General features: G+C 66.4%; 30 protein-coding genes, 2 tRNA genes and 1 pseudogene. 13 read left to right on the plus strand and 20 right to left on the minus strand.

Annotated features, from left to right (window positions below):
• Positions 1-220: 220 nt before the first annotated feature.
• Positions 221-1,114: a methylenetetrahydrofolate reductase gene (locus tag DTQ71_RS17490; RefSeq protein ID WP_170125483.1), complete on the minus strand. Its 894-nt coding sequence runs from the start codon at positions 1,112-1,114 to the stop codon at positions 221-223.
• Between the two features lie 19 nt (positions 1,115-1,133).
• Positions 1,134-2,453, minus strand: coding sequence for a glycine cleavage T C-terminal barrel domain-containing protein (locus DTQ71_RS17495; RefSeq protein ID WP_109565600.1), 1,320 nt, complete (start codon positions 2,451-2,453; stop codon positions 1,134-1,136).
• 812 nt (positions 2,454-3,265) lie between these two features.
• Here DTQ71_RS17495 and DTQ71_RS17505 point away from each other — a divergent pair.
• Positions 3,266-3,436, plus strand: a pseudogene (locus tag DTQ71_RS17505) (transposase); the annotation flags it as partial.
• A 253-nt stretch (positions 3,437-3,689) separates the two neighbouring features.
• On the opposite strand, the gene DTQ71_RS17510 reads toward DTQ71_RS17505, so the two are convergent.
• Entirely contained in the window at positions 3,690-4,172 is a 483-nt protein-coding gene (locus DTQ71_RS17510; protein WP_109565602.1) for a hypothetical protein, read from the minus strand.
• A gap of 324 nt (positions 4,173-4,496) precedes the next feature.
• Here DTQ71_RS17510 and trxC point away from each other — a divergent pair, with 324 nt between their 5' ends.
• From trxC to DTQ71_RS17525, 3 genes are read left to right on the plus strand one after another with little or no spacing between them, the layout of a single operon-like run.
• On the plus strand, positions 4,497-4,931 hold the full coding sequence (gene trxC / locus DTQ71_RS17515; protein WP_109565603.1) for a thioredoxin TrxC: 435 nt from the start codon (positions 4,497-4,499) through the stop codon (positions 4,929-4,931).
• A 17-nt stretch (positions 4,932-4,948) separates the two neighbouring features.
• Positions 4,949-5,902, plus strand: a complete 954-nt coding sequence (locus tag DTQ71_RS17520; protein WP_109565604.1) for a DnaJ C-terminal domain-containing protein — start codon at positions 4,949-4,951, stop codon at positions 5,900-5,902.
• Complete coding sequence (locus DTQ71_RS17525; RefSeq protein ID WP_109565605.1) at positions 5,899-6,291, plus strand: MerR family transcriptional regulator; 393 nt, start codon at positions 5,899-5,901, stop codon at positions 6,289-6,291. Before DTQ71_RS17520 ends, DTQ71_RS17525 begins: the two co-directional genes overlap by 4 nt.
• A gap of 514 nt (positions 6,292-6,805) precedes the next feature.
• On the opposite strand, the gene DTQ71_RS24960 is transcribed toward DTQ71_RS17525, so the two are convergent.
• Both DTQ71_RS24960 and katG read right to left on the minus strand, forming a co-directional pair.
• A complete protein-coding gene (locus tag DTQ71_RS24960; protein ID WP_407066414.1) occupies positions 6,806-6,955 on the minus strand; it encodes a DUF6538 domain-containing protein in 150 nt (49 codons plus the stop codon).
• A 413-nt stretch (positions 6,956-7,368) separates the two neighbouring features.
• A complete protein-coding gene (gene katG, locus DTQ71_RS17535) occupies positions 7,369-9,543 on the minus strand; it encodes a catalase/peroxidase HPI (RefSeq protein ID WP_109565607.1) in 2,175 nt (724 codons plus the stop codon).
• Between the two features lie 117 nt (positions 9,544-9,660).
• Between katG and DTQ71_RS17540 the strand changes: the two genes are divergently transcribed.
• Together DTQ71_RS17540 and DTQ71_RS23590 are read left to right on the plus strand one after the other, a co-directional pair.
• Complete coding sequence (locus tag DTQ71_RS17540) at positions 9,661-10,620, plus strand: hydrogen peroxide-inducible genes activator (RefSeq protein ID WP_109565608.1); 960 nt, start codon at positions 9,661-9,663, stop codon at positions 10,618-10,620.
• Positions 10,621-10,744: 124 nt separating this feature from the next.
• A complete protein-coding gene (locus tag DTQ71_RS23590; protein WP_170125484.1) occupies positions 10,745-10,903 on the plus strand; it encodes a cadherin repeat domain-containing protein in 159 nt (52 codons plus the stop codon).
• Between the two features lie 52 nt (positions 10,904-10,955).
• Here the strand turns inward: DTQ71_RS23590 and DTQ71_RS17545 are convergent, their stop codons facing one another.
• The 8 genes from DTQ71_RS17545 to DTQ71_RS17580 form a co-directional block, all read right to left on the minus strand.
• Positions 10,956-12,320 (minus strand): tyrosine-type recombinase/integrase, encoded by a 1,365-nt coding sequence (locus DTQ71_RS17545; RefSeq protein WP_146204887.1) that lies wholly within the window; start codon positions 12,318-12,320, stop codon positions 10,956-10,958.
• A 94-nt stretch (positions 12,321-12,414) separates the two neighbouring features.
• Positions 12,415-12,489 (minus strand) — tRNA-Phe (locus tag DTQ71_RS17550).
• A gap of 80 nt (positions 12,490-12,569) precedes the next feature.
• Positions 12,570-12,749 carry a DNA gyrase inhibitor YacG gene (locus DTQ71_RS17555; protein ID WP_109565610.1) on the minus strand — a complete coding sequence of 60 codons (180 nt, stop codon included), beginning with the start codon at positions 12,747-12,749 and terminating at the stop codon, positions 12,570-12,572.
• The gene (locus tag DTQ71_RS17560; RefSeq protein ID WP_109565611.1) at positions 12,746-13,753 is read right to left on the minus strand and encodes a ribonuclease E/G; all 1,008 of its coding nucleotides are present in this window, start codon (positions 13,751-13,753) and stop codon (positions 12,746-12,748) included. Before DTQ71_RS17560 ends, DTQ71_RS17555 begins: the two co-directional genes overlap by 4 nt.
• Positions 13,750-14,316, minus strand: coding sequence for a Maf family protein (locus DTQ71_RS17565; protein ID WP_109565612.1), 567 nt, complete (start codon positions 14,314-14,316; stop codon positions 13,750-13,752). The genes DTQ71_RS17560 and DTQ71_RS17565 overlap by 4 nt, the downstream gene beginning before the upstream one ends.
• A gap of 24 nt (positions 14,317-14,340) precedes the next feature.
• On the minus strand, positions 14,341-14,559 hold the full coding sequence (gene infA / locus DTQ71_RS17570; RefSeq protein ID WP_007205486.1) for a translation initiation factor IF-1: 219 nt from the start codon (positions 14,557-14,559) through the stop codon (positions 14,341-14,343).
• Positions 14,560-14,626: 67 nt separating this feature from the next.
• Entirely contained in the window at positions 14,627-15,487 is an 861-nt protein-coding gene (locus tag DTQ71_RS17575; RefSeq protein ID WP_109565613.1) for a carbon-nitrogen hydrolase family protein, read from the minus strand.
• Between the two features lie 61 nt (positions 15,488-15,548).
• Positions 15,549-16,130 carry a GNAT family N-acetyltransferase gene (locus DTQ71_RS17580; protein ID WP_109565614.1) on the minus strand — a complete coding sequence of 194 codons (582 nt, stop codon included), beginning with the start codon at positions 16,128-16,130 and terminating at the stop codon, positions 15,549-15,551.
• On the opposite strand from DTQ71_RS17580, the gene DTQ71_RS17585 reads away from it, so the two are divergent.
• On the plus strand, positions 16,129-16,980 hold the full coding sequence (locus DTQ71_RS17585; RefSeq protein WP_146204888.1) for a PEP-CTERM sorting domain-containing protein: 852 nt from the start codon (positions 16,129-16,131) through the stop codon (positions 16,978-16,980). The two genes, DTQ71_RS17580 and DTQ71_RS17585, sit on opposite strands and share 2 nt — an antisense overlap.
• Here the strand turns inward: DTQ71_RS17585 and DTQ71_RS17590 are convergent.
• From DTQ71_RS17590 to DTQ71_RS23595, 6 genes are all read right to left on the minus strand, one after another.
• Positions 16,973-17,416, minus strand: coding sequence for an arsenate-mycothiol transferase ArsC (locus tag DTQ71_RS17590; RefSeq protein WP_109565616.1), 444 nt, complete (start codon positions 17,414-17,416; stop codon positions 16,973-16,975). The genes DTQ71_RS17585 and DTQ71_RS17590 overlap by 8 nt on opposite strands.
• A 4-nt stretch (positions 17,417-17,420) precedes the next feature.
• Positions 17,421-17,891 (minus strand): UPF0262 family protein, encoded by a 471-nt coding sequence (locus tag DTQ71_RS17595; protein ID WP_109565617.1) that lies wholly within the window; start codon positions 17,889-17,891, stop codon positions 17,421-17,423.
• A gap of 151 nt (positions 17,892-18,042) precedes the next feature.
• The gene (gene hisD, locus DTQ71_RS17600) at positions 18,043-19,347 is read right to left on the minus strand and encodes a histidinol dehydrogenase (protein WP_109565618.1); all 1,305 of its coding nucleotides are present in this window, start codon (positions 19,345-19,347) and stop codon (positions 18,043-18,045) included.
• Between the two features lie 63 nt (positions 19,348-19,410).
• Positions 19,411-19,902 carry a GNAT family N-acetyltransferase gene (locus DTQ71_RS17605; protein ID WP_109565619.1) on the minus strand — a complete coding sequence of 164 codons (492 nt, stop codon included), beginning with the start codon at positions 19,900-19,902 and terminating at the stop codon, positions 19,411-19,413.
• On the minus strand, positions 19,899-20,366 hold the full coding sequence (locus DTQ71_RS17610) for a DUF2948 family protein (protein ID WP_109565620.1): 468 nt from the start codon (positions 20,364-20,366) through the stop codon (positions 19,899-19,901). The genes DTQ71_RS17605 and DTQ71_RS17610 overlap by 4 nt, the downstream gene beginning before the upstream one ends.
• Positions 20,363-20,530, minus strand: coding sequence for a hypothetical protein (locus tag DTQ71_RS23595; protein ID WP_170125485.1), 168 nt, complete (start codon positions 20,528-20,530; stop codon positions 20,363-20,365). Before DTQ71_RS23595 ends, DTQ71_RS17610 begins: the two co-directional genes overlap by 4 nt.
• Before the next feature lie 166 nt (positions 20,531-20,696).
• Here DTQ71_RS23595 and DTQ71_RS17615 point away from each other — a divergent pair.
• A tRNA-Thr gene (locus DTQ71_RS17615) sits at positions 20,697-20,771 on the plus strand.
• A 79-nt stretch (positions 20,772-20,850) separates the two neighbouring features.
• Here the strand turns inward: DTQ71_RS17615 and DTQ71_RS17620 are convergent.
• On the minus strand, positions 20,851-21,729 hold the full coding sequence (locus tag DTQ71_RS17620; protein ID WP_109565711.1) for a lytic transglycosylase domain-containing protein: 879 nt from the start codon (positions 21,727-21,729) through the stop codon (positions 20,851-20,853).
• A gap of 213 nt (positions 21,730-21,942) precedes the next feature.
• Between DTQ71_RS17620 and DTQ71_RS23225 the strand changes: the two genes are divergently transcribed.
• From DTQ71_RS23225 to DTQ71_RS17640, 5 genes are all read left to right on the plus strand, one after another.
• The gene (locus DTQ71_RS23225) at positions 21,943-22,389 is read left to right on the plus strand and encodes a hypothetical protein (protein WP_146204889.1); all 447 of its coding nucleotides are present in this window, start codon (positions 21,943-21,945) and stop codon (positions 22,387-22,389) included.
• A gap of 29 nt (positions 22,390-22,418) precedes the next feature.
• Entirely contained in the window at positions 22,419-22,610 is a 192-nt protein-coding gene (locus DTQ71_RS17625) for a Flp family type IVb pilin (protein ID WP_109565621.1), read from the plus strand.
• Between the two features lie 258 nt (positions 22,611-22,868).
• A complete protein-coding gene (cpaB, locus tag DTQ71_RS17630; protein WP_109565622.1) occupies positions 22,869-23,693 on the plus strand; it encodes a Flp pilus assembly protein CpaB in 825 nt (274 codons plus the stop codon).
• 286 nt (positions 23,694-23,979) lie between these two features.
• Positions 23,980-25,353 (plus strand): type II and III secretion system protein family protein, encoded by a 1,374-nt coding sequence (locus tag DTQ71_RS17635; protein ID WP_109565623.1) that lies wholly within the window; start codon positions 23,980-23,982, stop codon positions 25,351-25,353.
• 5 nt (positions 25,354-25,358) lie between these two features.
• Entirely contained in the window at positions 25,359-25,979 is a 621-nt protein-coding gene (locus DTQ71_RS17640; RefSeq protein WP_109565624.1) for an OmpA family protein, read from the plus strand.
• Positions 25,980-26,192 lie beyond the last annotated feature (213 nt).

Consider the following 26,192-nt stretch of genomic DNA (forward strand, 5'->3'; position numbering starts at 1 on the left):
GATCGGCTCGATCTGTCGAATGTTCAGCGCAGACGAATGCCGGAACTACCTCCGTCATGCAGGCTATGCGCCTACGTAAAGGTCCGCCGCTTTAGCACACCAGATGCCGCGGGGCAGCCGGCGACACCATCTGGGCCAGAGACAACAAGTAGAACAGCCACATCGCGAGCCGAGGCCACCGCTCCGTAGAGTGGCTCGCCTGCGTCACGCCGCGCCCGGATCAGCGCCCCAGCAGTCGCGCCAAGGCGAGCGGCAATGGCCAGCGGTTCATCGCGTAGACATGCAGCCACGGGGCCCCGTAGGCGATCAGCCGACGGGCATGTTCGACGGTGGCGACGGCGGACAGGTAAGGCATCAGCTCCGGCGTTTCCTCGCCTTTCGCGAACAGGCGGTCCAGCCAATCGGGCACGCCTGTCCCGTTCGCCACCGCAAAGGAGCGCACCCGCGTCCACCCTTCCAGCGGCATCACGCCGGGCACGATCGGCGCGTCGATGCCGTGGCGTCCGCAGGTCTCCAGGAACCTGCCATAAGCCGCGGGATCGAGGACGAACTGGCAGATCGCCGCCTTCGCCCCCGCGTCCAGCTTTTCTTTGAGATGCTCGATATCTCCGTCAAGCGTCTCGGCCTCGGGGTGCTTTTCGGGATAGGCGGCAACGGTGATTTCGAAATCGTGACGTGCGGCGAGCGCGGCCACGAGATCAGAAGCATGATCAAAACCCGCAGGTAGCGGCTCGGGCGCGTGTCTCGGTCGGTCGCCGCGGAGCGCGAGGATCCGCGTGATCCCCGCGCCCCACAAAGCGTCGGCGGCGCCCAGCGCCTCGTCCTTCGAGAGCCCGAGCGCGGTCAGATGCGCGGTCACCGGCCGGCCGCTGCGCCGGGCAACCTCGACGGCGGTGTCATGCGTGCCGGCGCGCGTGCTGCCGCCCGCGCCCATGGTGACCGAAAAGCCGGCCTCCGCAACAGGCGAAAGCCGGTCGACCGTGGTCCAGAGCGCCTCGCGAAGCTCCGCGCTGCGGGGCGGGAAAAGCTCGAAGCCCAGCGGAACGGCACCTTGCGAGACGAACAGGCGCTGCAGGAGCGCGTCCGTGGGTTCGTCGACGATCCGCGCACCCATTTCGCCGGCTCCCGGTCGATCAGCGCACATCGTCGCGGGCCTTGGCGCGGGCGCGTTCGCGTTCGCTCGGATGCGCCGAGGGGCGGAACGGGACGTCGACGACCTCGGCCTCGACCGGCTGGCCCGACGTTTCGGTATAGGCCTCGGGCAGCTCCACCTTCAGACGCGTGCCGGGCGCCGTCAGCTCATATGGGACGAAGCCCAATGCGATGTTGTGCCCCAGTTCGGGCGACCACCAGGGCGACGTCACATAGCCCACGCGCCCCTTGCCCGGCGCGGAGATCAACCAGAAATCCGGCGCGTAATCGGTGATCGGCGCCCCGCCCATGGCAAGCCCCACCATCTTGAGCTTGAACGGGTATCGTCCGGCTTCGATCTCGGCCCGGGCCCGTTCGAGAGCGGCGCGCCCAATATAGTCCGCCGCTTTCTCGCGCGGGACCTGATAGGCGAGATTCAGCTGGAAGGGAGAGGTCTCGGCATCCATGTCCTGCCCCCAGGACAGGATGCCCGCGGCGATCCGGCGGTGATGCGCAGGCGCGATCACCCGCAACCCGTAGCGCGCCCCGTGGCCACGCACGGCATACCAGACCGCCTCGGCATTCAGCGACGCGTCGCGGACGAAGATCTCATAGCCTTTCTCTCCGGAAAAGCCGGTCTGGCTGACCAGGACGGAACACCCGGCGATCTCGGTGTCGATCAGCCCGTAATAAGGCAGATCGTGGATCGCCTGTCCGAAGAGATCCGTCATGAAATCCTCGGAGAGCGGCCCCTGGATCTGCAACGGGGCGACGTCCAGTTCGTCGATCGCCACATCGTATCCCAGACCGACATTGACCCCCTGAAGCCAGAGCATCAGATCGCTATCGGACGCCGAGAACCAGAACTCGTCCTCGGCCAGCCGCAGGAGGACGGGGTCGTTGACGATGCCGCCCTGCGCGTTGCAGACGATGACGTAGCGGCCGCGCATCGGCGCGATCCTGATGACATCGCGGGTGACGACGCGGTTGACGAAGGCCTCGGCATCGGCGCCGCGCACACGGATCTGGCGCTCCACAGCGACGTCCCAGAGGGTCACACGGTTCACCAGCGCATCATATTCGGCCATTGCGCCGCCATCCTCGGGCCGGACGAAGCCGCGCGGATGGTACATGCGGTTGTAGACGGTGGCGCGCCAGCACCCGGCTTCGATCGACAGATGCCAGAACGGAGATTTCCGCACCCGGGTCGAGATCAGCATCTGCACCGGGGTCGGGCCGGATTGTCGGAGGTTGCGAGGCACAAGACGGTCGGACTGATCGACTTGAGGAACGTTGGGATGCGTTCGGTCTCGGGTCATCATCACGGAGCCTCCTCTTCGACTCAGTGACAGCTTGAAGACCGCGCAACCCTGGCGCAACCGAGGGTGTCCGGTCGGCGCTCATGGCCGATGCTGAAGGTATCACGGTTTCATGGAGGGTTGCGGAATAGAGAACTCTAGCGGCTCGAGTTGGCGCCTTTCGCGGCCGACGGAGGAGAGATGACGCCGCTGCACGCCGCGCCTGGGGGGCGGACTTCCCCTTTCCTGTCCTGCGCTCTTCGGCTTGGCGCAAGGTGGGCGGCCAGGCCCTCGACTGCCAGGCGGCCTCTGAGGCCGCAGCGAAGGCCGATGGGGCGGAGACGGGCGAGCAGTTCCAGCCCCCTATCCTGTTTCAGGCGCAGTCAAAATCCAAGATCGACCCCGACAGGCCGACGCCCGACCGCGTCGCGCTGTTCCTGACAGACGACAAGCGCATCCACCGCGACGAGATCACCATTCGCGTGACGGGACCCGCCGAGTTGGACCAGATCGACGACATCTCCGCCCCTCCTGGCCCGCGCGCTACGTCATCACGGTGCAGAAGCCGCGAGAGCGCTGGGACTGTCCCTTCACCTTCGATGCTCTTGCCAAGAGACTTGCCGAAATCTCGCCTGATCGTTCGTCGCCCCATGCGCGTTGACGTTTGACAACCCACGCTTGTCTTTGCGGGCTTCGGTGATGACGACCGAGATCCCCCACAAGCCCGTGATCAGCGGCGCAAGTGCGCTCCACATGCCAGGAAAATGGTCATAGCCACCGCCATCAAGCATTGCTTCGCGTACAGGGAAGATCAGGTAGTGGGTGGGTTCCCCAACGCGCTGTCCCAGAAGCACCGAAAGCGCATCGAAGAGCCCTTCGGATGGGCCAAGACCATCGCCGGCATGGCGCAGACCGTCTACCGCGGCCTCGAACGCGTCCGCTCCCGCTTCATCCTGGCGATGGCCGCCAGCAACCCCGCCCGGCTGCCACGGCTTCTCGCCGGGTAATGGCGACGAGGCAGAGCGGGCGGCTCGGACCACAGCGCAATGAGATCGAGCGCACCACCCAGACATCTGACGGACCGGAAAGCCGTCCCGCGAAGCCGACTTCTTCAGCAGCCTGTTAATTATACCCAAGGACGCCGAAGACTACACGGGTATCACGATCCAACGCAGGCCGATCCTAAGCCTCGCGAGACGCCCCAACCGAAGTCACACCATTCAGGCGAGAAGGCCCCTTTGGGTTCCGCCCGCCCACGCTTTAACCGAAGTAGAGGACAGGGCGCTGCGGCGGCTCTGGTACGATGCGCCGTCCTGGCAGCCCGGCCTGGCAGAACGGGGGATGCGCGCAATGCTTCGACTCCATGTCCGAACCTGCCACCATCGCCAGCCGATGCCACGCTGAAGAGCTATCCGTTGTTCGGAAGACCATGACATCGTCCAGGCCGAACGCAGGAGGCCCCTCGAATGTCGCGATAGCACGCAATACTCGTGGTCCGCTCGGGCCGTCGATATCGACGGACAGCGCCTTCGTACGAACGTTGAACGAAGCGGCTCCGTCCCACAGCAGCCCGAGGACGTCAGACTTGTCCAGCAACCGCAAGTCGACGCGGCCATTCCCTAACCCAAAGACCTGATCGTCCTGCACCAGTTTGCCGTCCGCCTCGAACTTCGTGATTATGGCATCTGAAGCGGTATCCGTGCGAAGAAACGCGAACAGGTCCGCCCCTGCCCCGCCGGTCATGCTATCAGCCCCCCCGCCGGAGGCGAGGATGCAGCCGACGCTTGGACACGGCCATGGCGGTCTCGGCACATGCCCGAGACTAGGTTCATCGCCGATGGCGGCCGCTGGCGAAGCGCAGCCAGCTTTCGAGATCCGAAGACGCGCTGGATCACTCCGGACGAGACGGTCGCGGCATCGACGGCCTGGCATGCGTGCGCGGCTTGATCGATCTCAAATTCAACCGTCAGAGAGCCCGTTACCCTTTGGGACGGCACGTCTGGTTCTGACCTTTGTGGGACCGTCGTCGAGGGATCCGGGCCAGTCCGGCTGGATGGGAGTTTATAAATGGTGCTGAAGCTGACTTGTTTGGCCTGCGGCCAGGGCAACCGGCTGCCGGAGAACCGCCTGAACGAAGGCCCGAAATGCGCCACCTGCGGGGCGCGTCTGATCTCCGACGGACCCGTGGAGGTGTCGCTCGACGTTCTGAAAAAGGCCGAGAGAACAGATGATCTGCCGCTCGTGGTCGATTTCTGGGCGGCTTGGTGCGGCCCGTGCCGCATGATGGCTCCGGAATTCGCCAAGGCGGCGAAGCAGCTCAAGGGGCGGGCCCGTTTCGTCAAACTCGACACCGAAGCCTATCCGGAATCGGGGAGCCGCTACGGCATCCGGGGCATCCCTCTGCTGGTAGCGTTTCGTCGAGGCCGCGAAATCGGACGCCGCGCCGGGGCCATGCCTTCAAGCGATATTATCGGTTGGCTCGGCGAAGACGCCAAGGTCTAGGAATGTGAAGGCCCGCCATGAGCAACGACCCCTACGACATCCTCGGCGTTTCGAAAGACGCCTCTCAGGACGAGATCAAAAAGGCCTATCGTCGGCTTGCCAAGTCGCTGCACCCGGACCTTCACCCCGACGACCCTGGAAAGCAGGCTGAATTCCAAGCGGTCTCTGCGGCCTACGATCTGCTGCGCGACGCGGAGAAGAGGCGGCGCTTCGATGCCGGTGAGATCGACGCGTCCGGGCAAGAACGGCCACAGCCGCATTATTACCACCACTACGCCAGCGAGAATGAGGGGCGGCGCTATGACGGCGGTCCGCGCTACGAGGGATTTTCCGGTGGGTTCGGTCGCGGCACCGAAGACATGTCCGACCTGTATTCGGAGCTCTTCGGGCGGCGCGCACGCGGCGGTGGCACGACCCACCAAGAGTTCCACCGCAGAGGCCCCGATCTGCGGTACCATCTCTCGGTCGATTTTCTCGACGCCGTCCGGGGCGCGAAGCGTACCGTCACCATGCCGGATGGCCGCTCCATCGAACTGACCGTCCCGGCCGGGGTCTCGGATGGCCAGGTTCTCCGGCTGCGCGGCAAGGGCGGGCCCGGAAATGGGGACGGGCCGCCGGGCGACGCGTTCGTGACGATCGCCGTCAAGCCGCATCCTGTCTTCAGTCGCGACGGGGACAATATCGAGATGGAGTTGCCCATCACGGTCGACGAGGCGGTGCTGGGCCACAAGGTCGATGTGCCGACAGTTTCCGGCCCCGTTTCCATGACGATCCCGGAGGGGGCGTCCTCGGGTCAGCGCTTGCGGCTCAAGGGAAAGGGCGTGCAGCGCCGCAACGGGTCCGGCGATCAGATGGTGCGGTTGAAGATCGTCCTGCCCAAGAAGATCGACGACGAAATGCGACGTCTTGCGGAGCGCTGGCGCAAGGCGTCGGATTTTGACCCACGTGCGGATCTCAGGAGGATGACATGAGCATTGACGAACGGGGCGTGGTGGCCCGCGTCGAGCGGGTCACACTGCGCGAATTGCGGTTCTGGGTCCGCGAGGGCTGGGTCCGTCCGGCCCATGCCAGTACGGGTCCGGTCTTCGACGAGATCGACATCGCGCGCGTGCGCCTGCTGTGCGATTTGCGAAAGGAGATGGCGGTTCCGAACGACGCGGTGCCAGTCGTGCTGACCCTCATCGACCATCTGCACAGGGTGCGGCGCGATCTGCGTCACCTCACCGAGGCGCTGGAGGAGCAGCCAGCGGAGATACGCGAGACCATGATCGCGAGCGTCCGCCGTCGGGCATCGGAAGGCGACACCATGCAGGAAGATGTCGGCACAGGTGCGGGCGCACAACAAAGCGGTTCGCCCTGACGCAGGACCCCGAGGCACGACGCAGAGCGTCAGCAGAGTCCTCCGCTGAATGACGCGTTGCCGGCCACGTCTTGCGCAGGGTGCGACGCGCGGCACCGTCCGGTTCCAAGAAAGTGGCAAGCCCTCATTGCCGCCAATCGGCGATGCCGGCTCACCTGTCCGCCAGCTTCGGAAACGCCGCGCGAGGTTAGCGTCCCGCCTCTGAAGGCTGGCTTCCTCCTAGAAAGAGGCGCCCAAGCCGCTCGGAGGGGCCAGAAATGCCCCCGAAGAAGCACAAGCCCGAAACGATCGCGACCAGGCTTCGGCAGGTCGCCATGTTGGTGTCGCACGCCCACTCAGCGGCCGAGATCCCCCGCTCGATCGCCCAGCCGCATGCGGTCCCGGTCCCGGTCGGGCAGGACCGACCTCTTGCCGCCTCCGCAGCGCCAGACATCGATGGAGAGGTTACCGTAGTCTCCACCACCTCGGTCAGCCTGACGAGATCGTCGCGTTGCCGTACCGCACGTTGTGCCCTCTACATGGCGACCACCGCATATCTCGTGCGGAGCGAATACATGATCCGGTTTGCGTTGTAGGGAGCGGACAGGTCGCTCGGAACCCGACGCGAGTGGTAAAAGATGCCCTCTTTCACGAACGTGTACGGGGCAGCTTTGATCTCCGGCATGATCTCCACCTCCAGCTCTCTGTAGAGAAATATGATTAGGATCAGTATCTTTAATCAGGAAAGTGGTGCCCGGGGCCCAAATCGTACCACCGGCAAGAGGCTTTTCAATTGGTCTGTCGATCCGCGCGCCCTGTTTCAGGATCGCTCAACCTGCAACCTAGCCGATTGAAAACTTTTACCTGCGCGCTTGGCAGATCGTTTCGACCCGTCTCACGCCGGAGCGTTCAAGCACGTCGCTCCTGCTACCCCAGCGATACCCAAGACGAAGTCACCCCTCTGCGGACTGGTCAGACCTAGTTTCTCTTCGTCTCGACCGATGCTCCCTGCGTGAGGCGGAAGATCAGGCGGATTTGGGTTCATTCAGAGAAGATGAGGTCTGGGCAGCGCTCGGGCTGCCCAGACCATGCCTGCGATCAGGCGATCAGATCGAAACGGTCCGCTTCCATGACCTTGGTCCAGGCGGCCACGAAGTCGCGAACGAACTTCTCGCCGTTGTCGTCCTGGGCATAGACCTCCGCATAGGCGCGCAGGATGGAGTTGGAGCCGAAGACGAGGTCCGCGCTCGTCGCCGTCCACTTCACCGCGCCGGTCTTGCGGTCGCGGATTTCGTAGATGTCGTCCGCGGCGGGCACCCATTCATAGGCCATGTCGGTCAGGTTGACGAAGAAGTCGTTCGTCAACCGGCCTTCCCGGTCGGTGAAGACGCCGTGCTTGTTGCCACCGTAATTGGCGCCCAGCACCCGCATGCCGCCGACGAGAACCGTCATTTCCGCGGCGGTCAGCCCCAGAAGCTGCGCCTTGTCGAGCATCAGCTCTTCGGGCGCGACGGCGTATTTCTCCTTCTGGAAGTTGCGGAACCCGCAAGCGAGCGGCTCCAGCACCGAGAAGCTGTCGGCATCCGTCATCTCGTCGGTGGCATCACCCCGGCCCGGTGCGAAGGGCACCTCGACGTCATGGCCCGCCGCCTCGATCGCCTTTTCGAGGCCGACATTGCCGGCCAGAACGATCACATCGGCGATCGACGCGCCAGTCTCCGCCGCGATCGGCTCCAGGATGCCAAGCACCTTGGCCAGACGCTCCGGCTCGTTGCCGACCCAGTCCTTCTGTGGCGCCAGACGGATGCGCGCGCCATTGGCACCGCCCCGCTTGTCGGAGCCGCGGAAGGTCCGCGCGCTGTCCCAGGCGGTCGCGATCATCTCAGCGGCGGTGAGGCCGCTGTCGGCGATCTTCGACTTGACCGCGGCAACGTCGTAGCCGGTCGGACCGGCCGGGATCGGATCCTGCCAGATCAGGTCTTCCGCAGGCACGTCGGGGCCGTAGTAATTGGCCTTCGGACCCATGTCGCGGTGGGTCAGCTTGAACCAGGCGCGCCCGAAGCAATCCGCGAAATACTCCGGATCGGCGCGGAATTTCTGGCAGATCTCGTTGTAGATCGGATCGACCTTCATCGCCATGTCGGCGTCCGTCATCATCGGCATGCGGCGCACGGACGGGTCGGTCGGGTCGACCGGCATCTCGTCCTCGGGCATCCCAATAGGCTTCCACTGATTGGCGCCTGCGGGGGATTTGGTCAGTTCCCACTCATAGCCGAAGAGATAGTCGAAATAGCCCATGTCCCACTGGGTCGGGTGCTTCGTCCAGGCGCCCTCGATGCCGGAGGTGAAGGCGTTCGTGGCCTTGCCCTCCATACCGGGGTTGGCCCAGCCGAACCCCTGGGCGTGCACCGGGCAGCCCTCGGGCTCGGCGCCGATATGCGCGTGGTCGCCGCCGCCATGCGCCTTCCCGACGGTGTGGCCGCCGCAGGTCAGAGCCGCGGTTTCCTCGTCGTTCATCGCCATCCGCGCAAAGGTCTCACGGACATGCAGCGCGGTGCGGGCCGGGTCGGGGTTGCCGTTCACGCCTTCGGGGTTGACATAGATGAGGCCCATGTGGACCGCGGCGAGCGGGTTGAAGAGCGTGGAGGTATCGTCGAGGTCGCCATAGCGGTTCTCCGACGGGGCGAGCCATTCGTTCTCGGCGCCCCAGTTCACGTCCGTCTCCGGCCCCCAGATGTCCTCGCGCCCGAAGCCGAACCCGAAGGTTTTCAGCCCCATCGACTCATAGGCCATGTTGCCTGCCAGGATGATGAGGTCCGCCCAGGAGAGCGCGTTGCCGTATTTCTTCTTCACGGGCCACAGAAGCCGCCGCGCCTTGTCCAGGCTCGCGTTGTCCGGCCAGGAATTGAGAGGGGCGAAGCGGATGTTGCCGGAGCCCGCGCCGCCGCGGCCGTCGCCCATCCGGTAGGAGCCCGCCGAGTGCCACGCGAGGCGAATCATCAAGCCGCCGTAATGGCCCCAGTCCGCCGGCCACCACTCCTGGCTGTCGGTCAGGAGCGCTTTCACGTCCTCCTTCACGGCGTCGAAATCGAGCGCCTTGACCGCCTCGCGGTGGTCGTAGTCGGGATCCATCGGGTTGGTGCGGGCGCCGTGCTGGTGCAGGATGTCGAGGTTCAGCGTCCGCGGCCACCACTTGGTGACGCTGTTGCCGATCTCGGTGTTCCCACCATGCATGACGGGGCAGCCGACTGGGGTGACGTTGTTGCCGTCCATGGGTCTCTCCCTTGATGTAAAGCGTCGTCGGGCGCACGGCCCAACCTAGAATTGTTCTAACAAGCCGACTTCATTATCTCCAATTGGATGTCCTGAAGACTGTGATAAGCAAGCCTTATGAACGGCATTACCCTGAAACAGCTCCGCTACTTCGAAACCCTGGCCCGGCATCAGCATTTCGGACGTGCGGCAGAGGCCTGTGCGATATCCCAACCGGCCTTGTCGATGCAGATCAAGCAATTGGAGGAGATGTTCCATGCCCCCCTCGTGGAACGGGGCGCTCGGCACATACGGCTGACCTCTCTGGGAGAGCGATTGCTGCGCAAGGCGCGGGAGATCCTGCTCGCGGTCGAGGAACTCGACGATCTCGCCCGGGTCGGGCGCGGGCCGTTGGCGGGGCGGCTCCGGCTTGGGGTGATCCCGACCGTCGCGCCGTATCTCCTGCCCGCGATCATCTCCGCCCTGTCATCCCGATTCCCCGACCTCGACCTCGAATTGCGAGAGGCCGTGACCCGCTCGCTCATCCACGATCTGCAGGAAGGCCGGCTCGATATTGCCGTGGTCGCCTTGCCCGTGTCGGAGCCGACACTGACGGAGTTTGCCCTGTTCGAGGAGGATTTCGTTCTGGTCCGCCCGGCTGATGACGCAGGCAAACCGATCCCGACCCCACGGACACTGCAGACGATGAAACTCCTCCTGCTCGAAGAGGGGCACTGTTTTCGCGACCAGGCCCTGACGTTTTGCCAAATCTCCGAAAGCCGCCCGCGTCAGCTGATGGAAGGCAACTCGCTATCCACCCTCGTGCAGATGGTCGGGGCCGGCATAGGTCTGACGCTGATCCCCGAGATGGCCGTCGAGCTGGAAACGCGCTCGGCGAAGGTCGCGATCGACCGGTTCCCCGCGCCACGGCCCTCCCGCAAGATCGGCATGATCTGGCGGACAAGCAACCCGCTGTCGGACCAGCTTATGCAGATCGGGGCAATCATACGTGCGGTCGGCAGACCCGAGGCTGGGATCGTGAAAGTCAGAGACGCCAAGCCATCCCGGCCGTCTGGTTTGACCCCGCTGATAAGCTGAGAAGCCGCGCCGACAGGGAGGCGTGGCCGAAAGAAATCCTTCAGTGACACCGCCGTCGGTACGGACCTGACGACGAAGGGGCCATTCGGAATGGCGCGATGGCGGCCGCCCTCAATGGCGTAACGTGGTTCTGGCCGGCGCTCTGGACTTCGAAGCGAGTGAGAATTTCGAGATCACTGTCGAGGTCTCGGACGGCGCTCTGACCGCGCTGCAGACATTCACCATCGAAGTCGAGGACGTGAACGAGGCGCCCCCCAAGGCGGGCCTGCTGACCTTCTCGTGAGGGCCCTGACGCGGCTGCCCCTCGGAGACCTTCAAGGGCCTCTGGGGGGCTCTCAGCGGGCCTCCGAGGGGGCGAACCGCAGGGCAGCCGTGAGGGCGTCCCGAGCAATTCGCAGCTTGGCCTCGTCGCCGCCATAGACCCTGTTGCCCAAGCTGCCTTGAGCATGGCCAAGGATGCGGTTGGCCGTGGTGTCGTCCACCCGTGCCTCGGATAGCCAATCCTTCATGTTGTGCCGCAGCGAGTGGTTCACGTGACGGCGGTTCTTCGTGATCGTGCGAAGGTGCTTCATCAGCGCGGCTGAGGCCGCATCTCCGCCCCTCTGGGAGGCATACTTGGGGAACAAGGCGGGACTAGCCCCGGCCAGCTTCACGGCCTCCCTAGCAGCGCTCAGAGCGTCCCCAATGAGGGGCACGGAACGGATGGAGACCTTCGTCTTCACCCGGCGGTCTTCATGCCATTGGACGCGGATGTGTGGCACATCAGCCACAAGGTCCACATCCTGCACCCGCAGGCCTGCCACCTCAGAGACCCGGCAGCCGGTGCCCTCCAAGAGCCGCCAGATGTGGCCGAGGGCAGGGTCTCTTGCGCTGGTCTGCAGCCGCTTCCGCATCGCCAGTATCACCGACGCCGGGAGCGGGTCGCGCTTGCTGCTGTCCGTTTCCGGCCGAGCGTCAGCCCCCGCAATCTCCAGGTTCTCGAAAGGGTTGGAGACCTTGCCCTGTAGATCGAACTCGGTGATGGCGACGGCGATCATGGTGCGGACCATCGTCAACTCCCGCGCGACCGACGAGGGGAGGCGAAGAGACCCATCGGCCTTCGGTGTCGCCAGCATCGCGTCCCGGAGCTTGCGGGCGTGTTCGCGGCGCAGATCAATGAGCGCCAAGTCTTCCAGCTTGCCGAGGGTCTTCTCAATGCAGGCTGAGACCCGCTTCAGCCGGTCATAGTTGTTGCCCTTCTCGACGCCCCGCAGACGCTCCTGAAGGTAGATGTTCCGGGCGTCACGAAGGGTGACCTCGGGCTCCTTGGCCTTAGGCGCCATCACCGCCTTGACCAGCATCGGGTCGGCCGCCTGCTGCTGCAGGCTCTCGGCCAGCACCTCCCGCCGGTCGTCCTCCCCATCCGGCCCCTCGAAGCCCCGCACCTCGGCTTGCATCTGATCGGCCTCGACCACGGACGCCCGCCACCGCTCCAGCGGCGACATCCGCTCGCGCCCCCTGGCCTGCCGCACCACCTTTTCGAAGGCTGCCAGCATCCGCTCCCGTTCGGTGACCAGAGCATGCCCCTCACGCGCCTTCATGGGCACCTGAAAGAACTCCTCTCCAAGCAGCGGCTGCACGTCCTTCGGGAAGCGTCTGCGGAAGCGCAGCCGCCCGCCACCCAGCTTGTCGATATACTTCAGCTTCATCGTCACAGTCATAGCCCATGTGTCCCCGATGTGACCCGAGAAGTGTCCCATCGGCGACTGCAAGTGGCTCAAACTGTTGGAGATAAACATCTTCCCGCCAAGGAAGTGGTGCCCGGGGGCGGAATCGAACCACCGACACGAGGATTTTCAATCCACTGCTCTACCCCTGAGCTACCCAGGCACGGGTGCGGCGGACGAAACTCCGTCGCGGGGTGGGGGCGAAATAAGACAGCCGGCGGGGACTGTCCAGACCCGAAATCGTCATCCGTCGTCTGTGTCGCGATCTCGCGACGGCTCGGCCTCTTCCGCGTCCTCCGGGGCGTCGGACGGGATCGCATATCCTCCGGTCAGCCAGCGCCCGAGATCGATATCGGCGCAGCGGCGCGAGCAGAATGGGCGGTAGGCCGGGTCGGCGGCTTTCTCGCAGACGGGACAGCTCACAGGAGCTCCTCCAAAGGGATGCGTTCGCGCCGGCGGGTCAGTTCGAAATGCCCCAAGGGGGTCCAGCCGATCAGCGAGGTCTCCACGGGATCGTCGCGGAAGGCCGCCCGCAGAGCGGCCTCGAATCCACGGCGGTCCTTCTTGGGCATCGGGGCCAGATCCAGCACGATCTGGCCGCCCAGGCCCCGGAGGCGCAGTTGGCGCGGCAACTCCTTCACCATTGCGAGATTGGCCCGCAACCCGCCGGCGCCCGTCTCGGGCGTGTTGACGTCGACGGCGACAAGGGCACGGGTCGGCTCGATCCAGACCGTCACGGGGCCGAGCGTGACCCGGGGCGAGCGAAGCGCGTCGAGATGGTCGAGGACGATGCCCCAGTCCTCGACCACCGGCGCTTTTGGCCACTCGCGCCAAGCCTGCATCTGCGCGTCGGGCCCGTCGAGCAGATGCTCGGGGCCAGATCCACGATCCTGCAGGACGGATTGGGCGACGGCCCAGGTTTCGTCGATATCGGCCTCGATATCGTCCGGGTCGGCCAGGGCGGCGGCGCTGCGCAGGATCAGGCCAATGCGGCCACGGGTCTCGGGCAGGCGGTCATGGGCGATCTCAAGCAGCCGCTCCCGCGTGTCCTCATCCTTGACCGAGCGGGCGACGTTCACCCCTGGAGCGTCCGGGGTCACGATGCAGAGCTGCGACTTGAACAGAACGCGGTCTGTCACCGGCACGGCCTTGCCCGGCTCGGCATGGCCGCTGACCTGGACCAGGATTTCCTGACCCGGCTTCAGGCCCTTAGCGTTGCGGTGCCAGCCCGACAGCCCGTCGGGCAGCTTAACGAACATGCCCCCCTGCCCCTTCACCGGACGGTCGCAGACGGCGCGATAGACGGCGCCGGGCCGCGGGCCGTCGCCCTTGGGGTCGATCAGCAGGTCGTGCAGACGCCCGTCGCGCAGCCACGCCGCCGCGGGGCGGCCGTCATGCAGGCCCAGGACGATCTGATCCGTGCTCATTTCCAGATCTCCAATCCGGCCTGTTGCAGCAGTGTGGCAGTCTCGTGCAGGGGCAGACCGACGATGCCGGAATGGCTGCCCTCGATCCAAGCCACGAAGGCCGCGGCCGGGCCCTGGATCGCGTAGGCGCCGGCCTTGCCCTTCCAGTCGCCGGTGGCGAGATAGCCCGCGATCTCCCGCTCGGACAGACGCTTGAGCCGGACCGAGGAAACGGAGGTGCGGTGCCAGGCCGCGCTCCCCCGGCGGACGGCGATGCAGGTGATTACCTTGTGGCGGCGCCCCGACAGAAGGCGCAGGAACGCGGCGGCTTCCTCGGGATCGGCGGCCTTTCCCAGAATGCGGCGCCCCACGGCGACGGTGGTGTCGGCGCAGAGCACGATGTCCTCGGAATCCGCTTCGACCGCGGCCAGCTTCGCCGCCGTGATCCGCTCGCAATAGCGACGCGGCAACTCGCCCGGAAGCGGCGTTTCGTCGATCTCGGGAGGGCGCACGGCGTCCGGAGTGAGGCCGAGCTGCGCGAGCAGCTCCGACCGGCGCGGCGAGCCGGATCCGAGAATCAACATGAGCGTGCCCCCCGAGGCGGGCGGTTACTTGAAGCGGTAGTTGATGCGGCCCTTGGTCAGATCGTAGGGCGTCATCTCCACCTGCACCTTGTCGCCGGCGAGGACGCGGATGCGATTCTTGCGCATCTTGCCTGCCGTATGCGCGATGATCTCATGGCCGTTCTCGAGCTCGACCCGGAATGTCGCATTCGGCAGGAGTTCCTTCACGACGCCGGGAAATTCGAGAAGTTCTTCCTTGGCCATGGTCTCTCCTGGATAGGCGCCGCAATGCGCGGCGGATGCGCGTAGATGGGCGCAAAAAGCGAGAGTTTCAAGGCCGAATCCGCCGCACCGCGGCAGCGGCCTCGGCGCGATGGGCATGACCGCGCACCGCACCGGAGTTGCGCAGGCGGGCGACCGCCCCGGGATCGACCTTCGCGCGGACCCAGCCAGGCGCGTCCCAGGCGCCTTCGACGACCACGCCCGTGGCCGGGAAACCCAGATCCGGCGGCGCGTAAAGCGCCGCGCGACCGTGATTCTCATCGACGGCCGGGGACCAGGGGCACGCGCCGACGGTCGGCGCATGGACGGCGACGCATTGCCCTTCCAAAGCACGCGCCATGGCGCCGACGCGCACACGCGCCCAGCCCGACGCCGCATCGGTGCAGGAGGGCACCAGCAGCAGATCGACGCCCGCAGTGATCAGCGCCTCGCCCAGCGCGGCGAACTCCGCGTCGTAGCAGATTAGGACGCCCACGGTGAACGGCCCCAGACGGAACGTGCGCAACGGGTCGCCCGGACGCAGATCCCAGTCGCGCTCGAACAGCGTCATGATCTGCTTGTCCTGGTAGCCCAGCGTCCCCTGCGGCCCGTGCAGCCAGGCCCGGTTGACCGGGCGCGGCCCGCCCGCGTCCCAGGGGCCCGAGGGGGCGAGGATATGGCAGGCGTGACGGCGCGCCAGATCGGCCCAGACCTCCTGCGCGGCGGGGCCGTGGCGGGCAGCGGCATGGAGGCTCGCCTCCAGGTCGGCGGCCGTAGCGGCGCCGTCGAGATGGGCGAGCTCCATCGCGCCGTATTCCGGGAAGACGAGCAGGTCGGCCCGCGCGTCCTCGACCCAGGCGGCGGCCTTCGCGGCCCAGGCGTCGAAGGACGTCACCGGGTCCATGGGATAGGCGGCAGCGGCGACCCTCATGGCTGGCGCTCGGCGCGCCGCGTCACGACCGGCGGCGGGGTCCGCGACGCGACCGCCCCGGTCACAGGTCGCGGCCCCAGAATTGCAGCGGCTTCTCCGTCTCGTCCGGCGCGCCCAGGTCGCGCCAGGAGAACCGCGCGATCCTCCCCGGCAGGGGCGCATAGCCGCGCCCGCGCCAAAACAGGTCGTGGCTGCGGGCCGCTTCGGGACGGGCGGGATGGTCGCGCGGACGGATCACGGAACAGAACACCGCCCGCCCCCGCCCGAGCCTGCGCGCCTCCGCTTCCCTGGCGTCGAAGAAGCGATGCCCGAGGCCGCGGCCCCGATAGGCCGGGAGCAGGACCGATTCGGCCAAGTAGTAGATCCCGGTCAGATCCTCCCCCGCGAAAGCGGCGGCGAAGTCTTCGGCATGGTGCTCCATCGGCGCAGCCGTCGCCGCGCCGATCATCTCGTCCCCGTCGAAGGCGCCGACGACGAGGGCCCCGGGGGCCTGGTAGGCGCGCAGGTAGTTCCGTTCATAGGCCATGTCGCCATCGTAGAGATAGGGCCAGTCGCGGAACACCGCGACCCGAAGGGCGGCCAGGGCGTCGAGATAGGGCGCGATCTCGTCGCCCCTGAGAAGAGCAATCGCCGGGGTGCGCATGCCGGCAGCCTTAGCCGCTTCACACGCGCCGAGAAAGCGTCTCGTTCGCGAACCCGGCCGTCAGGAGAATATCGCCTTTGTCTGTCGGCGCATATCGGCTATCGTTTCGCCCAAACCGGTGTGTAAAGGGTCGTCCATGAAAGCCTGTCTTACCGCCGCGATCGCCCTTAGCCTGTCCGTCCTTCCCGCGAGCGCGGCGACCTTGTTCGAGCAACTTACGGGCCCCGGAGCGAGCTCCGTCGTCAATCAGGAATTCGCTGACCTTCCGACCTATTCCTCCTATATCGTGGACGACGTCACCTTCGCGACCGACGTCGTGATCCAGAGCATGACCTCCTTCTTCTCTAGCGAGGCGCCGGAGAGCAGCGGGATGGCCGTGCTGAATATCTTCGATGGCGACACTCTGACGGCCGCCGACGATCCCTCCGGTGGCGGCGATTTCGGTATCTCATCGACTCCCGTGACATATGCCGTCAGGACGGACGCGAACGCGACCGATGTCACGGCCTCTGGCCTCTCCATTGCCCTGTCGGCGGGCACCTACTGGATCGGCCTGACGCCCATCGAAGAGTATGGCACCTTCGGTCAGATCTTCCTCAGGGACGCGGGTGCCAACGGAAACGGCACCCCCGCGGCCTTTCGGAACCCAGGGGGCGGTTTCGGCGGAGGAACGGATTGGACGACCCCGTCGGCCATCGGACAAAGACTCGGCAACGCCGCCTTCCGGATCGAGGGAACCGCGGTGATGTCGGCCATCCCGCTTCCGTCTTCCTTGCTGCTTCTGGCGTCGGGCGTGATTGGTGCAGGCGTCTATGGACGTCGGCGCGGCCGCAAGGCCCGCCTCAGCTAGGGAACCGGGCGCGCAGCCGCTCGCGTATCTGATCCCGTGTCGCCCTATAGCTCGCCAGCTTCGCCTCCCGCGTCTCGCCCAGGCCCGTGGGGTCCATGATCGGCCAGTATTCGACGTCGATATGGGCGTGACGGGCCAGTTCCTGCGCCATCCGCTGCGATGCGGGCGAGAGCGCGACGATCAGGTCGAAGCCCTCCAGGTCGTCGCCCCATTCCTGCATCTCCTGGAAGGACCGGGTGCGGTGGCGCGACAACTCCACCCCGATCTCCTCGCAGACGGCGATGGTGAAGCCATCGATCTCCAGGTCGTTCTTCACCCCTGCGGACTGAACATAAATCTCATGCCCGTGCATCTGCTTCATCAGCCCCTCGGCCATGGGCGAGCGCACGGCATTGTGGTCGCAGCAAAACAGCACCGACTGCGGGAGACGGGCCAAGCCCTCAGCCCCCGAAATGCAGCACGCAGATCAGCGTGAAGAGGCGCCGGGCGGTGTCCACGTCGATCTCGGCCTTCCCCTCCAGCCGTTCTTGCAGGATACGGGCCCCCTCGTTGTGGATACCGCGGCGCGCCATGTCGATCGCCTCGATCTGGGACGGGGGCAGCTTTTTGACGGCGTCGAAATAGGCCGCGCAGATCTGCCAGTAATCCTTCACCACCTGGCGGAAGGGGCCGAGCGACAGGTGGAACGCGCCGGCCGGTCCCGCCTCGGTCGAAATCTCGAAGACGAGGCGGCGTTCGCGAATCGCGAGGTGCAGATCGTAGGGCCCCTCGGGCGCGCCCTCGGCCAGAAGCGCGAAGGAATTGTCCTCGAGGAGATCGAAAATGGCGACGGCGCGCTCCTGTTCGATCTCGGGGGTAGGCGTGGGCAGGCCGCGGTCGTCGATCTGAATGTTGGCGATGCGGGAGGTCATGGGCGGCCTTCGAGACTGCGGAGAGGGTCCGAAAGATGTGGCACGCGCAGGCCCTGGCCGCAACGCCGGCGGATCCGACCGCCGGAACGCAGGGCGGCGAACTGAAAGTCCCGACACCCGTCGGCGGGCGCGGAGACGCGCGCCCCACCGCTCACGGCCGGTTGAGCCGATCCAGCCGGGCTTGGACGGAGAGGCCATGGGCCTCCAGGCTCTCAGACCCGGCCAGGGTGACGGCTGCGGGACCGATGGCGCGCAGGCTCTCGGGCGTCATCCGAGCCAGGGTCGTGCGCTTGAGGAAGTCCATCACCGACAGGCCCGACGAAAAGCGGGCGGACCGCGCCGTGGGCAGCACGTGATTGGGGCCGCCGATATAGTCGCCGATGGCCTCGGGCGTCCACTGCCCCAGGAAGATGGCGCCGGCATGGGTGATCCGCTCCGCCAGAGCATCGGGCTCGGCCACGGCCAGTTCCAAGTGCTCCGGCGCGATGCGATTCGACAGCGTGGCGGCCTCGGTCAGATCGCGCACGGTGACGACCGCGCCGAAATCGCGCCAGGAGGCGCCGGCGATGGCACGGCGCTCCAGCGTCTCCAGCCGCGCGTCGACGGCGGCGGCCACGGCCCGGCCGAAGACGGCATCGTCGGTGATCAGGATCGACTGGGCGCTCTCGTCGTGCTCGGCCTGGCTCAGCAGATCGACGGCGATCCAGTCGGGGTCGTTCTCGGCATCGGCGATGACCAGGATCTCGGACGGACCCGCGATCATGTCGATCCCCACGCGACCGAAGACCCGCCGCTTGGCGGCCGCGACATAAGCGTTGCCGGGGCCGGTGATCTTGTCGACCGAGGCGATCGTCTCGGTCCCGTAGGCCATCGCGGCCACGGCCTGAGCGCCGCCGATCCGATAGACCTCGTCCACGCCCGACAGCTGCGCGGCCAGAAGAACCAGCGGGTTCAGCACCCCATCCGGCGCGGGGACGCACATCACCAGCCGCCGGACCCCCGCGACCCGCGCGGGCACCGCGTTCATCAGCACGCTGGACGGGTAGCTGGCGAGCCCGCCGGGGACGTAAAGCCCCGCCGCGTCCACCGCCCCCCAGCGCCACCCCAAGGTCGCGCCCGCCTCGTCGGTCCATCGCGCGTCCTCGGGCATCTGGCGGGCGTGGTAGGCCCGGATGCGGTCGGCGGCCAGGGTCAGCGCGTCGCGCTCGGCCTCCGGCACGCGCGCCACGGCCTCTTCGATCTCGTCCTCCGTCACCCGCATGCGGTCGGGGGTCAGTTCAAGCCGGTCGAACCGGGCGGTCAGCTCGGTCACCGCTGCGTCCCCGCGGGCGCGGACATCGGCGATGATCGCGGCGACGGCCTCGTCGACATCGGGCGCGTCCTCCCGCTTCATCGTCAGCAGGGCCTGGAAACGGGTCTCGAAATCGGCGTCGGTCGTGGCGAGGAACTGCGGCATCGGAAGCGCTCCGGATCTTGGGTCGGCGCTGCCTACCCTGCAGGCAGAGGGGGAACCAGCCCCCTAACGAGACAGCCGTCGCGTCATCAGCACGTCGTCCTCGGAACGCTCGCCCAGCCGCACCGCATCCTCCCGCCGGGCGATTTCGGCGAAGTCGTGGCGCCGGTAGAAGGCGCGCGCGCGCCCGTTGGACGCCGCCACCCAGAGATCGAGCCAGATCACGCCCGCCTCTTTCGCGCGCGCGGCGAGCGCTTCCATCAGCGTATTCGCGGCCTCGGTCCCGCGCCGCCCCTCGGTCACGAAGAACGGCCCGATATCGGCGCGGTGGCGCAGCCGGTCGAGTTGCCAGAGATGCAGGCCGGAAAAGCCGATCAGCCCGTCATCGAACAGGCCGTGGAGATGGCCGCGCGACACGCTCTCGACTGCTTGCGCCTGTGTCATCTCGCCCACTTCGCGGGGCGAGAGCAGAAAGGCCGCAGGATGCGTGCGCGTGCCCTCGGCCATCAGAGCATGCCACGCGGCGGCATCCTCGGCCCCTAGCGGCCGGACGATCATGTGCCGTGATCGGGGGCGCGGCCCGAAACCGCCGCATGCGGCCGCGTGACGTCGTGCAGCGTCACGTCCAGACAGTCGCAATGCGCCTCGACGACACCATCGCCCGCGAAGGTCAGGCGCAGAACGCCCGCCACCTCCCCCTCTTTCCCGGAGGGCACCCACTCCATCATGAGCAGCGACAGGATCGTGTCGGCATCCCCCGGCACGACTCCCTGGCCGCGCACGCCCGCCACGTCCGAGACGGTGAGCAGGCTCCGCACCCGCTCGGGCGTGGCCACGCCATTTTCCCAGCGGAACCGGTTCAGCAGCAGCGCAAGCTGCCGCGACCGCGCGACATAGCGCATGTCGGACCCGGGCAGCACCGCGTCCTGGCACAGCGCCGAGACGACCTGGAGATCCTCGGCATCCGTCGCCCAGAGCCGCATCGGCCGTCCCGCCGCATCGTGAAATCGGGCATCGGTCATTCTTCGGGCTTTCCTTCGTCTCTGCGATCGTCCTGGCCCTGCGATGTGTCCTCCGGCTTTTCTTCGGCCGCGCGGGCCCGAGCCTGGGCCTTGCGACGGCCCATATTGGCCTTCAGCGCCGCCTTGAGGCGGTCTTCGCGGGTTTTGGGAGCGGAGCGTGTCATCCCTCCCGGAAATAGCCTCGCCGCCCGAGCGGGTCCAGCCGGGCCGCCACATCTAAGGGGGTTGCGCCCTCTGGCAGATGGAGCTAATCGGCGCCCCGTGTTCCGGCGGTCACCGAATGCGGTCGACCATTGGATCTTTGGACCGGGAAACCGGGACGAGACGGTTGCTGTGGTAGCTCAGTGGTAGAGCACACCCTTGGTAAGGGTGAGGTCGAGAGTTCAATCCTCTCTCACAGCACCATCTCCCGGCCCCGAACCCGGATCTTAGGGCAGCATTTTCTGCAAGAGACGCGCCTGAGGCGAACGTCTCGAAGTCAGCTTCACGAATCGCTGAACGCAGCCTGAAAGACGCAGCCGTCTCCGGGCATCACCGGCGGTCTGGTGCACATCGTCCGGGCGACGTTCCAGGCGGCCAGGACCTTGGGCACATAAGCCCGTGTCTCGCTATAGGGTGGAACCCCGGCATAGCGGCGTACCGCGCCCTCCCCGGCGTTATAGCCCGCGAGCGCCAGGACCGGGTCGTTGCCGAACTCGCCCATGAGCCAGTCGAGATAGGCGACGCCCCCGCGGATATTCTGAACCGGGTCGTTGGCGTTGGTCACACCGAACCGCGCGGCCGTGGCCGGGATAAGCTGCATCAGCCCCTGGGCACCGGCATGGCTCAGCGCGTCGGCGCGGCCCGCCGACTCGACCGAAATCAGCGCCAGGACGAGAGCGGGCGAGACCCGCGTACCGACCGAGTGGCGCAGGATCGTGTCGCCATGGGCTTTGGCAATGCTTTGCAGATGGCGCAGCGACGGCGCCGAGATGCCACTGCCGCGCGGTGGGCGGGCGGCCAGACGCGCCGCCTGAAGAAAACGCCCGTTGCGAACGCCGATATCCGGGGAAACGGCCGTCCAGAACCAGTCCTGATGGGTGCTGTGAGGCGCTTTGCCGGCGCGAGTCTGATCGGTGGCGGCGGCGGCGAGCGCCACATCCGCGGTCTGAGCCCGGGGCGACCGCGGGGCAGCGACGGGTGCCGCGGGCCGGTCGGGACGGTCGGCGCGGGTGATCTGCACGTCGATTCGCCGGGTAGCGCCGGCGCTGGGCGGCTTGACGCGCTTGAACGTGAACTCCCCGGCCAGGGCCGGCGCGACCGGCGGAGCCGCCGCGAGCAGGCAGGCCAACAGGAACGGCCCGAAGGTCTTGCTGAAAGGCATCATCTGTCCACCCGATTTTTCCTTCCTTCTTGTCACGGGGGCCGGGCGGCTGTCAGCCTGGACTCCGATCTAGGCATCGCCGGTGTGACATTCCCGGCCCTGCGCGCGACTCAGCCACCCGCGCAGCTCCGCAGAGCGCCGCCCTGCCCGGCATTGTTTCGAAAAATCCGTTAATTCTCCGTAAAATGCCGATTGTCCCCAATTCGCGCCAAATTGGACAAGATTTTGCCTCATTCGACCGTCAGGAAGATGTCATCGGGCAGCGCGGCCCTGGCAGACGGTCCGCCGCAGCGATCAACAACACGCACCGAGACACTCGGGCAAGGAACGGTGACGATCGAGCAGTCCCCACATGTCCGTTGGCAGGCGGACGTGGCAAAAAAGAGGGAAGGCGTCACTCGAACTCCTATGATCCTTTGGATCGAGGGACGAAGGGCCGTGCTGGCAGGCACGGCCCTTTTCGTTGCGAATACGCCCGTTGCCCCGCTGTGCCACATCTCCCGTGCAGGACTCACCTTTTCGGTCGCGGCACAGGTCGCCGCACAGATTGTCGCAAAGAACGTGAACAGTTCCCTTGAAAGTCCGCGTCCGCGTCGCATTCCCGCCGCGATTAACCTTAACAACGGGGTCATCGAAAGGGTCAGCAGCCCGACGATGTGAAACCGAGTTCCAATCTAAGGACCGAACCTATGCTGAAAGCTATCAAGACCTTCGCGAACGACGAATCCGGTGCCGTGACGGTCGACTGGGTCGTGCTGACCGCCGCCCTGGTGGGCCTGGGCCTGGCCGTCATGGCCGTCATCTCCAGCGGCCTGGAGAACCTGTCGGGCGACATCAACAACGTCCTCCAGTCCGACATCGTCACCAACGGCTTCCGCTGATACGGCGAAGTTGATCCGTCCGGGCATGAGCCCGGGGCGGCAATGACGGGGCGCCTCGCGAATCGCGGGGCGCCCCTTCGCGTTAACGGGATCGTCACCGATTCTCCCCTAGAACGCATCGCCTTGTGTCAGGGCCCCGGCTGCGCGGGCTTCATGGTCTCTCCCCTACGGGTCCACGAAACCGCCGCATTCAGCCGCCAAACGCGAAACGATGGCGCCGCGCCACCGCGGCCCGAGCAGAACTAGGGATATGTCACGATGCGATTGATTTTCGGCCTCGCCCTGCTTGTCGGCCTCGCGCTGGCCGGCTTCGCGGTTCACACCGCTCAGTCACGGTTCCAGCAATACCAAAGCGCGCTCGCCGCAACGAAGGAATCGATCATCGAGACGAAGTCCGTCTTCGTCGTGCGCCAGCCGCTCAAATACGGTGACGAGCTGCGACCGATGCATGTCGTCGAAGTCGAGTGGCCCGCGAGCCACATGCCAACCGGCACTTTCGCATCGATGGAGGAGATCTTCCCGGCCGATGGAGGCCCGCGCACCGTGCTCCGTCGGATCGAGCGGAACGAGCCGCTCCTGGCCTCCAAGGTGACCGAGCCGGGCCAGGAGGCGGGGCTGGCCGCAACGCTGACGCCAGGCATGCGGGCCTTCACGCTCAGCGTGGACGTCAACTCGGGCGTGTCGGGCTTTCTGCGACCGGGCGACCGCGTCGATATCTACTGGACCGGCGGCGGCGGCGGCGGCAGCGACGGTGGCGTCACCAAGCTGATCGAGGCCAATGTCCAACTGATCGCCATCGACCAGCAGACGGACGAGCAGCGCAACGACCCCACCATCGCCCGCAACGTCACCATCGAGGCCCTGCCTCCGGTCGTCGCCAAGCTGGTCCAGGCCCAGGCGACCGGCCGCCTGACCCTGACCCTCGTCGGCGTCCAGGACGAGAGCGAGTCGCAGCCCGCCGAGGCCACCCTGCGCGAGGTGCTGGGCGCCGGAGAGCAAGTCGCCAACAAGGTCTGCACCACCCGCCAGCGCCGCGGCGCCGAGGTGGTCCTGGTCCCGATCCCCTGCCCCGACGAGGGCTGAGCCCGCAACGCCCCCACCCACCAGATCCGAAATCGAAGGGCGCCCCGCCGATCCGGCCGGGGCGCCCTTGCGTCTTTGCTATGCGCGCAGGGACTGGCGGCGCCATATCCAGAAGCCGAACCCCGGCAGATTGTGACCGGAATGCGTCCAGCTGTGACCGGGACGCACCCCAACACAGTCAAAAATACCTTAATCGTTGCAATGAAAGGCACAGACGGCATGCTGGCGAGCGATGCGGACGCCAAGAGCCGCACCCGAAAGCAGTGATCCTAGAGAGGCAGGACACATGATAGTCAGAACCACCATCCGGGCAGTCATGCTCGGCGCAATGCTTGCGGGCGCGCCGATCGCGACCGCAGCCCTGGCCGACACCCTCAGGATAGCGGAAGGCCGCGCGCAATCCTCCCTGAAGGTTTCGATCAACCGCGCGATCGTGTTGGAATCGGAGGTCCCCTTTGCGGAGCTCTCCGTCGCCAACCCGCTCATTGCCGATATCGCGACCCTGTCGGAGCGCACCGTCTACGTGCTGGGCAAGGCCCCCGGACGCACGACGCTGACCCTGCTGGGCCCCGATGGCCGGCTGATCACCAATGTCGACGTGCAGGTCACGCCCGACGTGGCCGAGTTCAAGGAGCGCTTGCAGGAACTGCTCCCCGACGAGCGGATCGAAGTCCGCACCGCCAATGACGGCCTCGTGCTGTCGGGCACGGTGTCGTCGAGCCAGAAGCTGGACCAGGCCCTGGAGATCGCGAACCGCTATGCCCCCGAGGCCGTGCTCAACCTGATGAACGTGGGCGGCATCCAGCAGGTGCAGCTCAAGGTTCGCTTCGCGGAGATGTCGCGTAACCTCTCCAAGCAGATCGGCGCGCAGCTGGGGATCACCGGCGGCGATGACGGCGACAACTTCACCGGCAACACCGGCCAGATCGCGGGCTCCACGGGCTCGCTGCAGCTGAATTTCGGCAGCAACTCCCTGAACTTCAACGTGCTCTTGCAGGCGTTGGAAGAGAAAGGCGTCGTCCGGACCCTGTCGGAGCCGAATCTGACCGCCCTCTCGGGCCAGTCGGCCAACTTCCTGGCGGGCGGGGAATTCCCGATCCCCTCGATCGACCAGGAGGGCAATGTCGGCGTCGATTTCAAGCCGTTCGGCGTCAACCTGACCTTCACGCCCACCGTCGTGGACGACGACATCATCAACCTTCAGCTCGCCTCCGAGGTGTCGTCGGTCGACTTCGACAATGCCGTCTCGATCTCTGGCGGCCTGGTGCCGGGCACTTCCTCGCGCCGCGCCCAGACCACGGTCGAGCTGCGCGACGGGCAGTCCTTCGCCATCGCGGGCATCTTGCAGGACGACTTCCAGGACAACATCGACCAGGTGCCCTTCCTGGGTGAGCTGCCGGTTCTGGGCGCGCTGTTCCGCTCCGCCAGCTATCGCCGGCAGCAGACCGAACTGGTCATCATCGTGACCGCCCATCTGGTGACGCCCACCCGCGGCGAGGCCCTGGCCCTGCCCACCGACCGGATCCGCCCGCCCACCGAGAACGAGCTGTTCCTCTACGGCCGGGTTGCCGGCACCCCGTCCGACGGCGCCCGCGCCTCGACCCGCGGCGACGCGGCGGCGCAGGACTTCTCGGGCAGCTACGGCTACGTCCTGGAGTGATTGAGATGAAGATGCATAACAAATCCCGCCGCTTCGTGCTGACCGGGCTGGGGCTCTCGGCCTTGGGCGCCTGCACGGGAACGCGCTTCAACGACGTGGCCGGCGCCTCGGTCGATGAGGGGGGCTTCGGCAGCGCGACCATGCGCAACATGGTCGCCATGTCCTCGGGCGACGCCGTCAACGTGCTCGGCAGCCGCTTCGCCGACTCGGTGCCGACGACGATCAACTTCGAGTTCAACTCCGCACAGCTCGGCCCCGAGGCGCGTCGTATCCTCGACCAGCAGGCCGACTTCATGCGCCAGTTCCCCGAGGTTCGTTTCTCGGTCTACGGGCACACGGACGCGGTCGGCTCGAACGCCTATAACCAAGGGCTGGGCCGGCGGCGCGCGGAAGCGGCGGTGCAATACCTCAGCCAGCGCGGCGTCTCGCGCTCGCGGCTCGATGCGCTGGTCAGCTTCGGCGAAACGCGCCTGCTGGTTTCGACGCAAGGACGCGAGCGCGCCAACCGCAGGACCGTGACCGAGGTCGCCGGTTTCGTGAAAGGCAACGATCTCGTCCTCGACGGCAAATACGCCCAGATCGTCTATCGGAGCTACGTGGCCTCCGCTGGCGACACCGCGAGCTGAGACCGCCCCTTACTCAAACGTGAACGCGCCCCGCAGGCCCAGGCCTGCGGGGCGCTTCATTTTGGGGCGGCCGCGAAACCATCACGGGATCAGACGGATTTTACCCTCTGTCTTTCCGGTAATTTCACCTCTTGCGTCCAAATATCGCCGGAATTCGGCGTCATCCGAAGATTAACGGAAGGCATCCGCCATGTTGGCGTGATGACCCGGAAA

Origin of the sequence: Jannaschia seohaensis (assembly GCF_900116765.1) — a bacterium.
In the GTDB taxonomy this organism is placed as follows: Bacteria; Pseudomonadota; Alphaproteobacteria; order Rhodobacterales; family Rhodobacteraceae; genus Jannaschia; species Jannaschia seohaensis.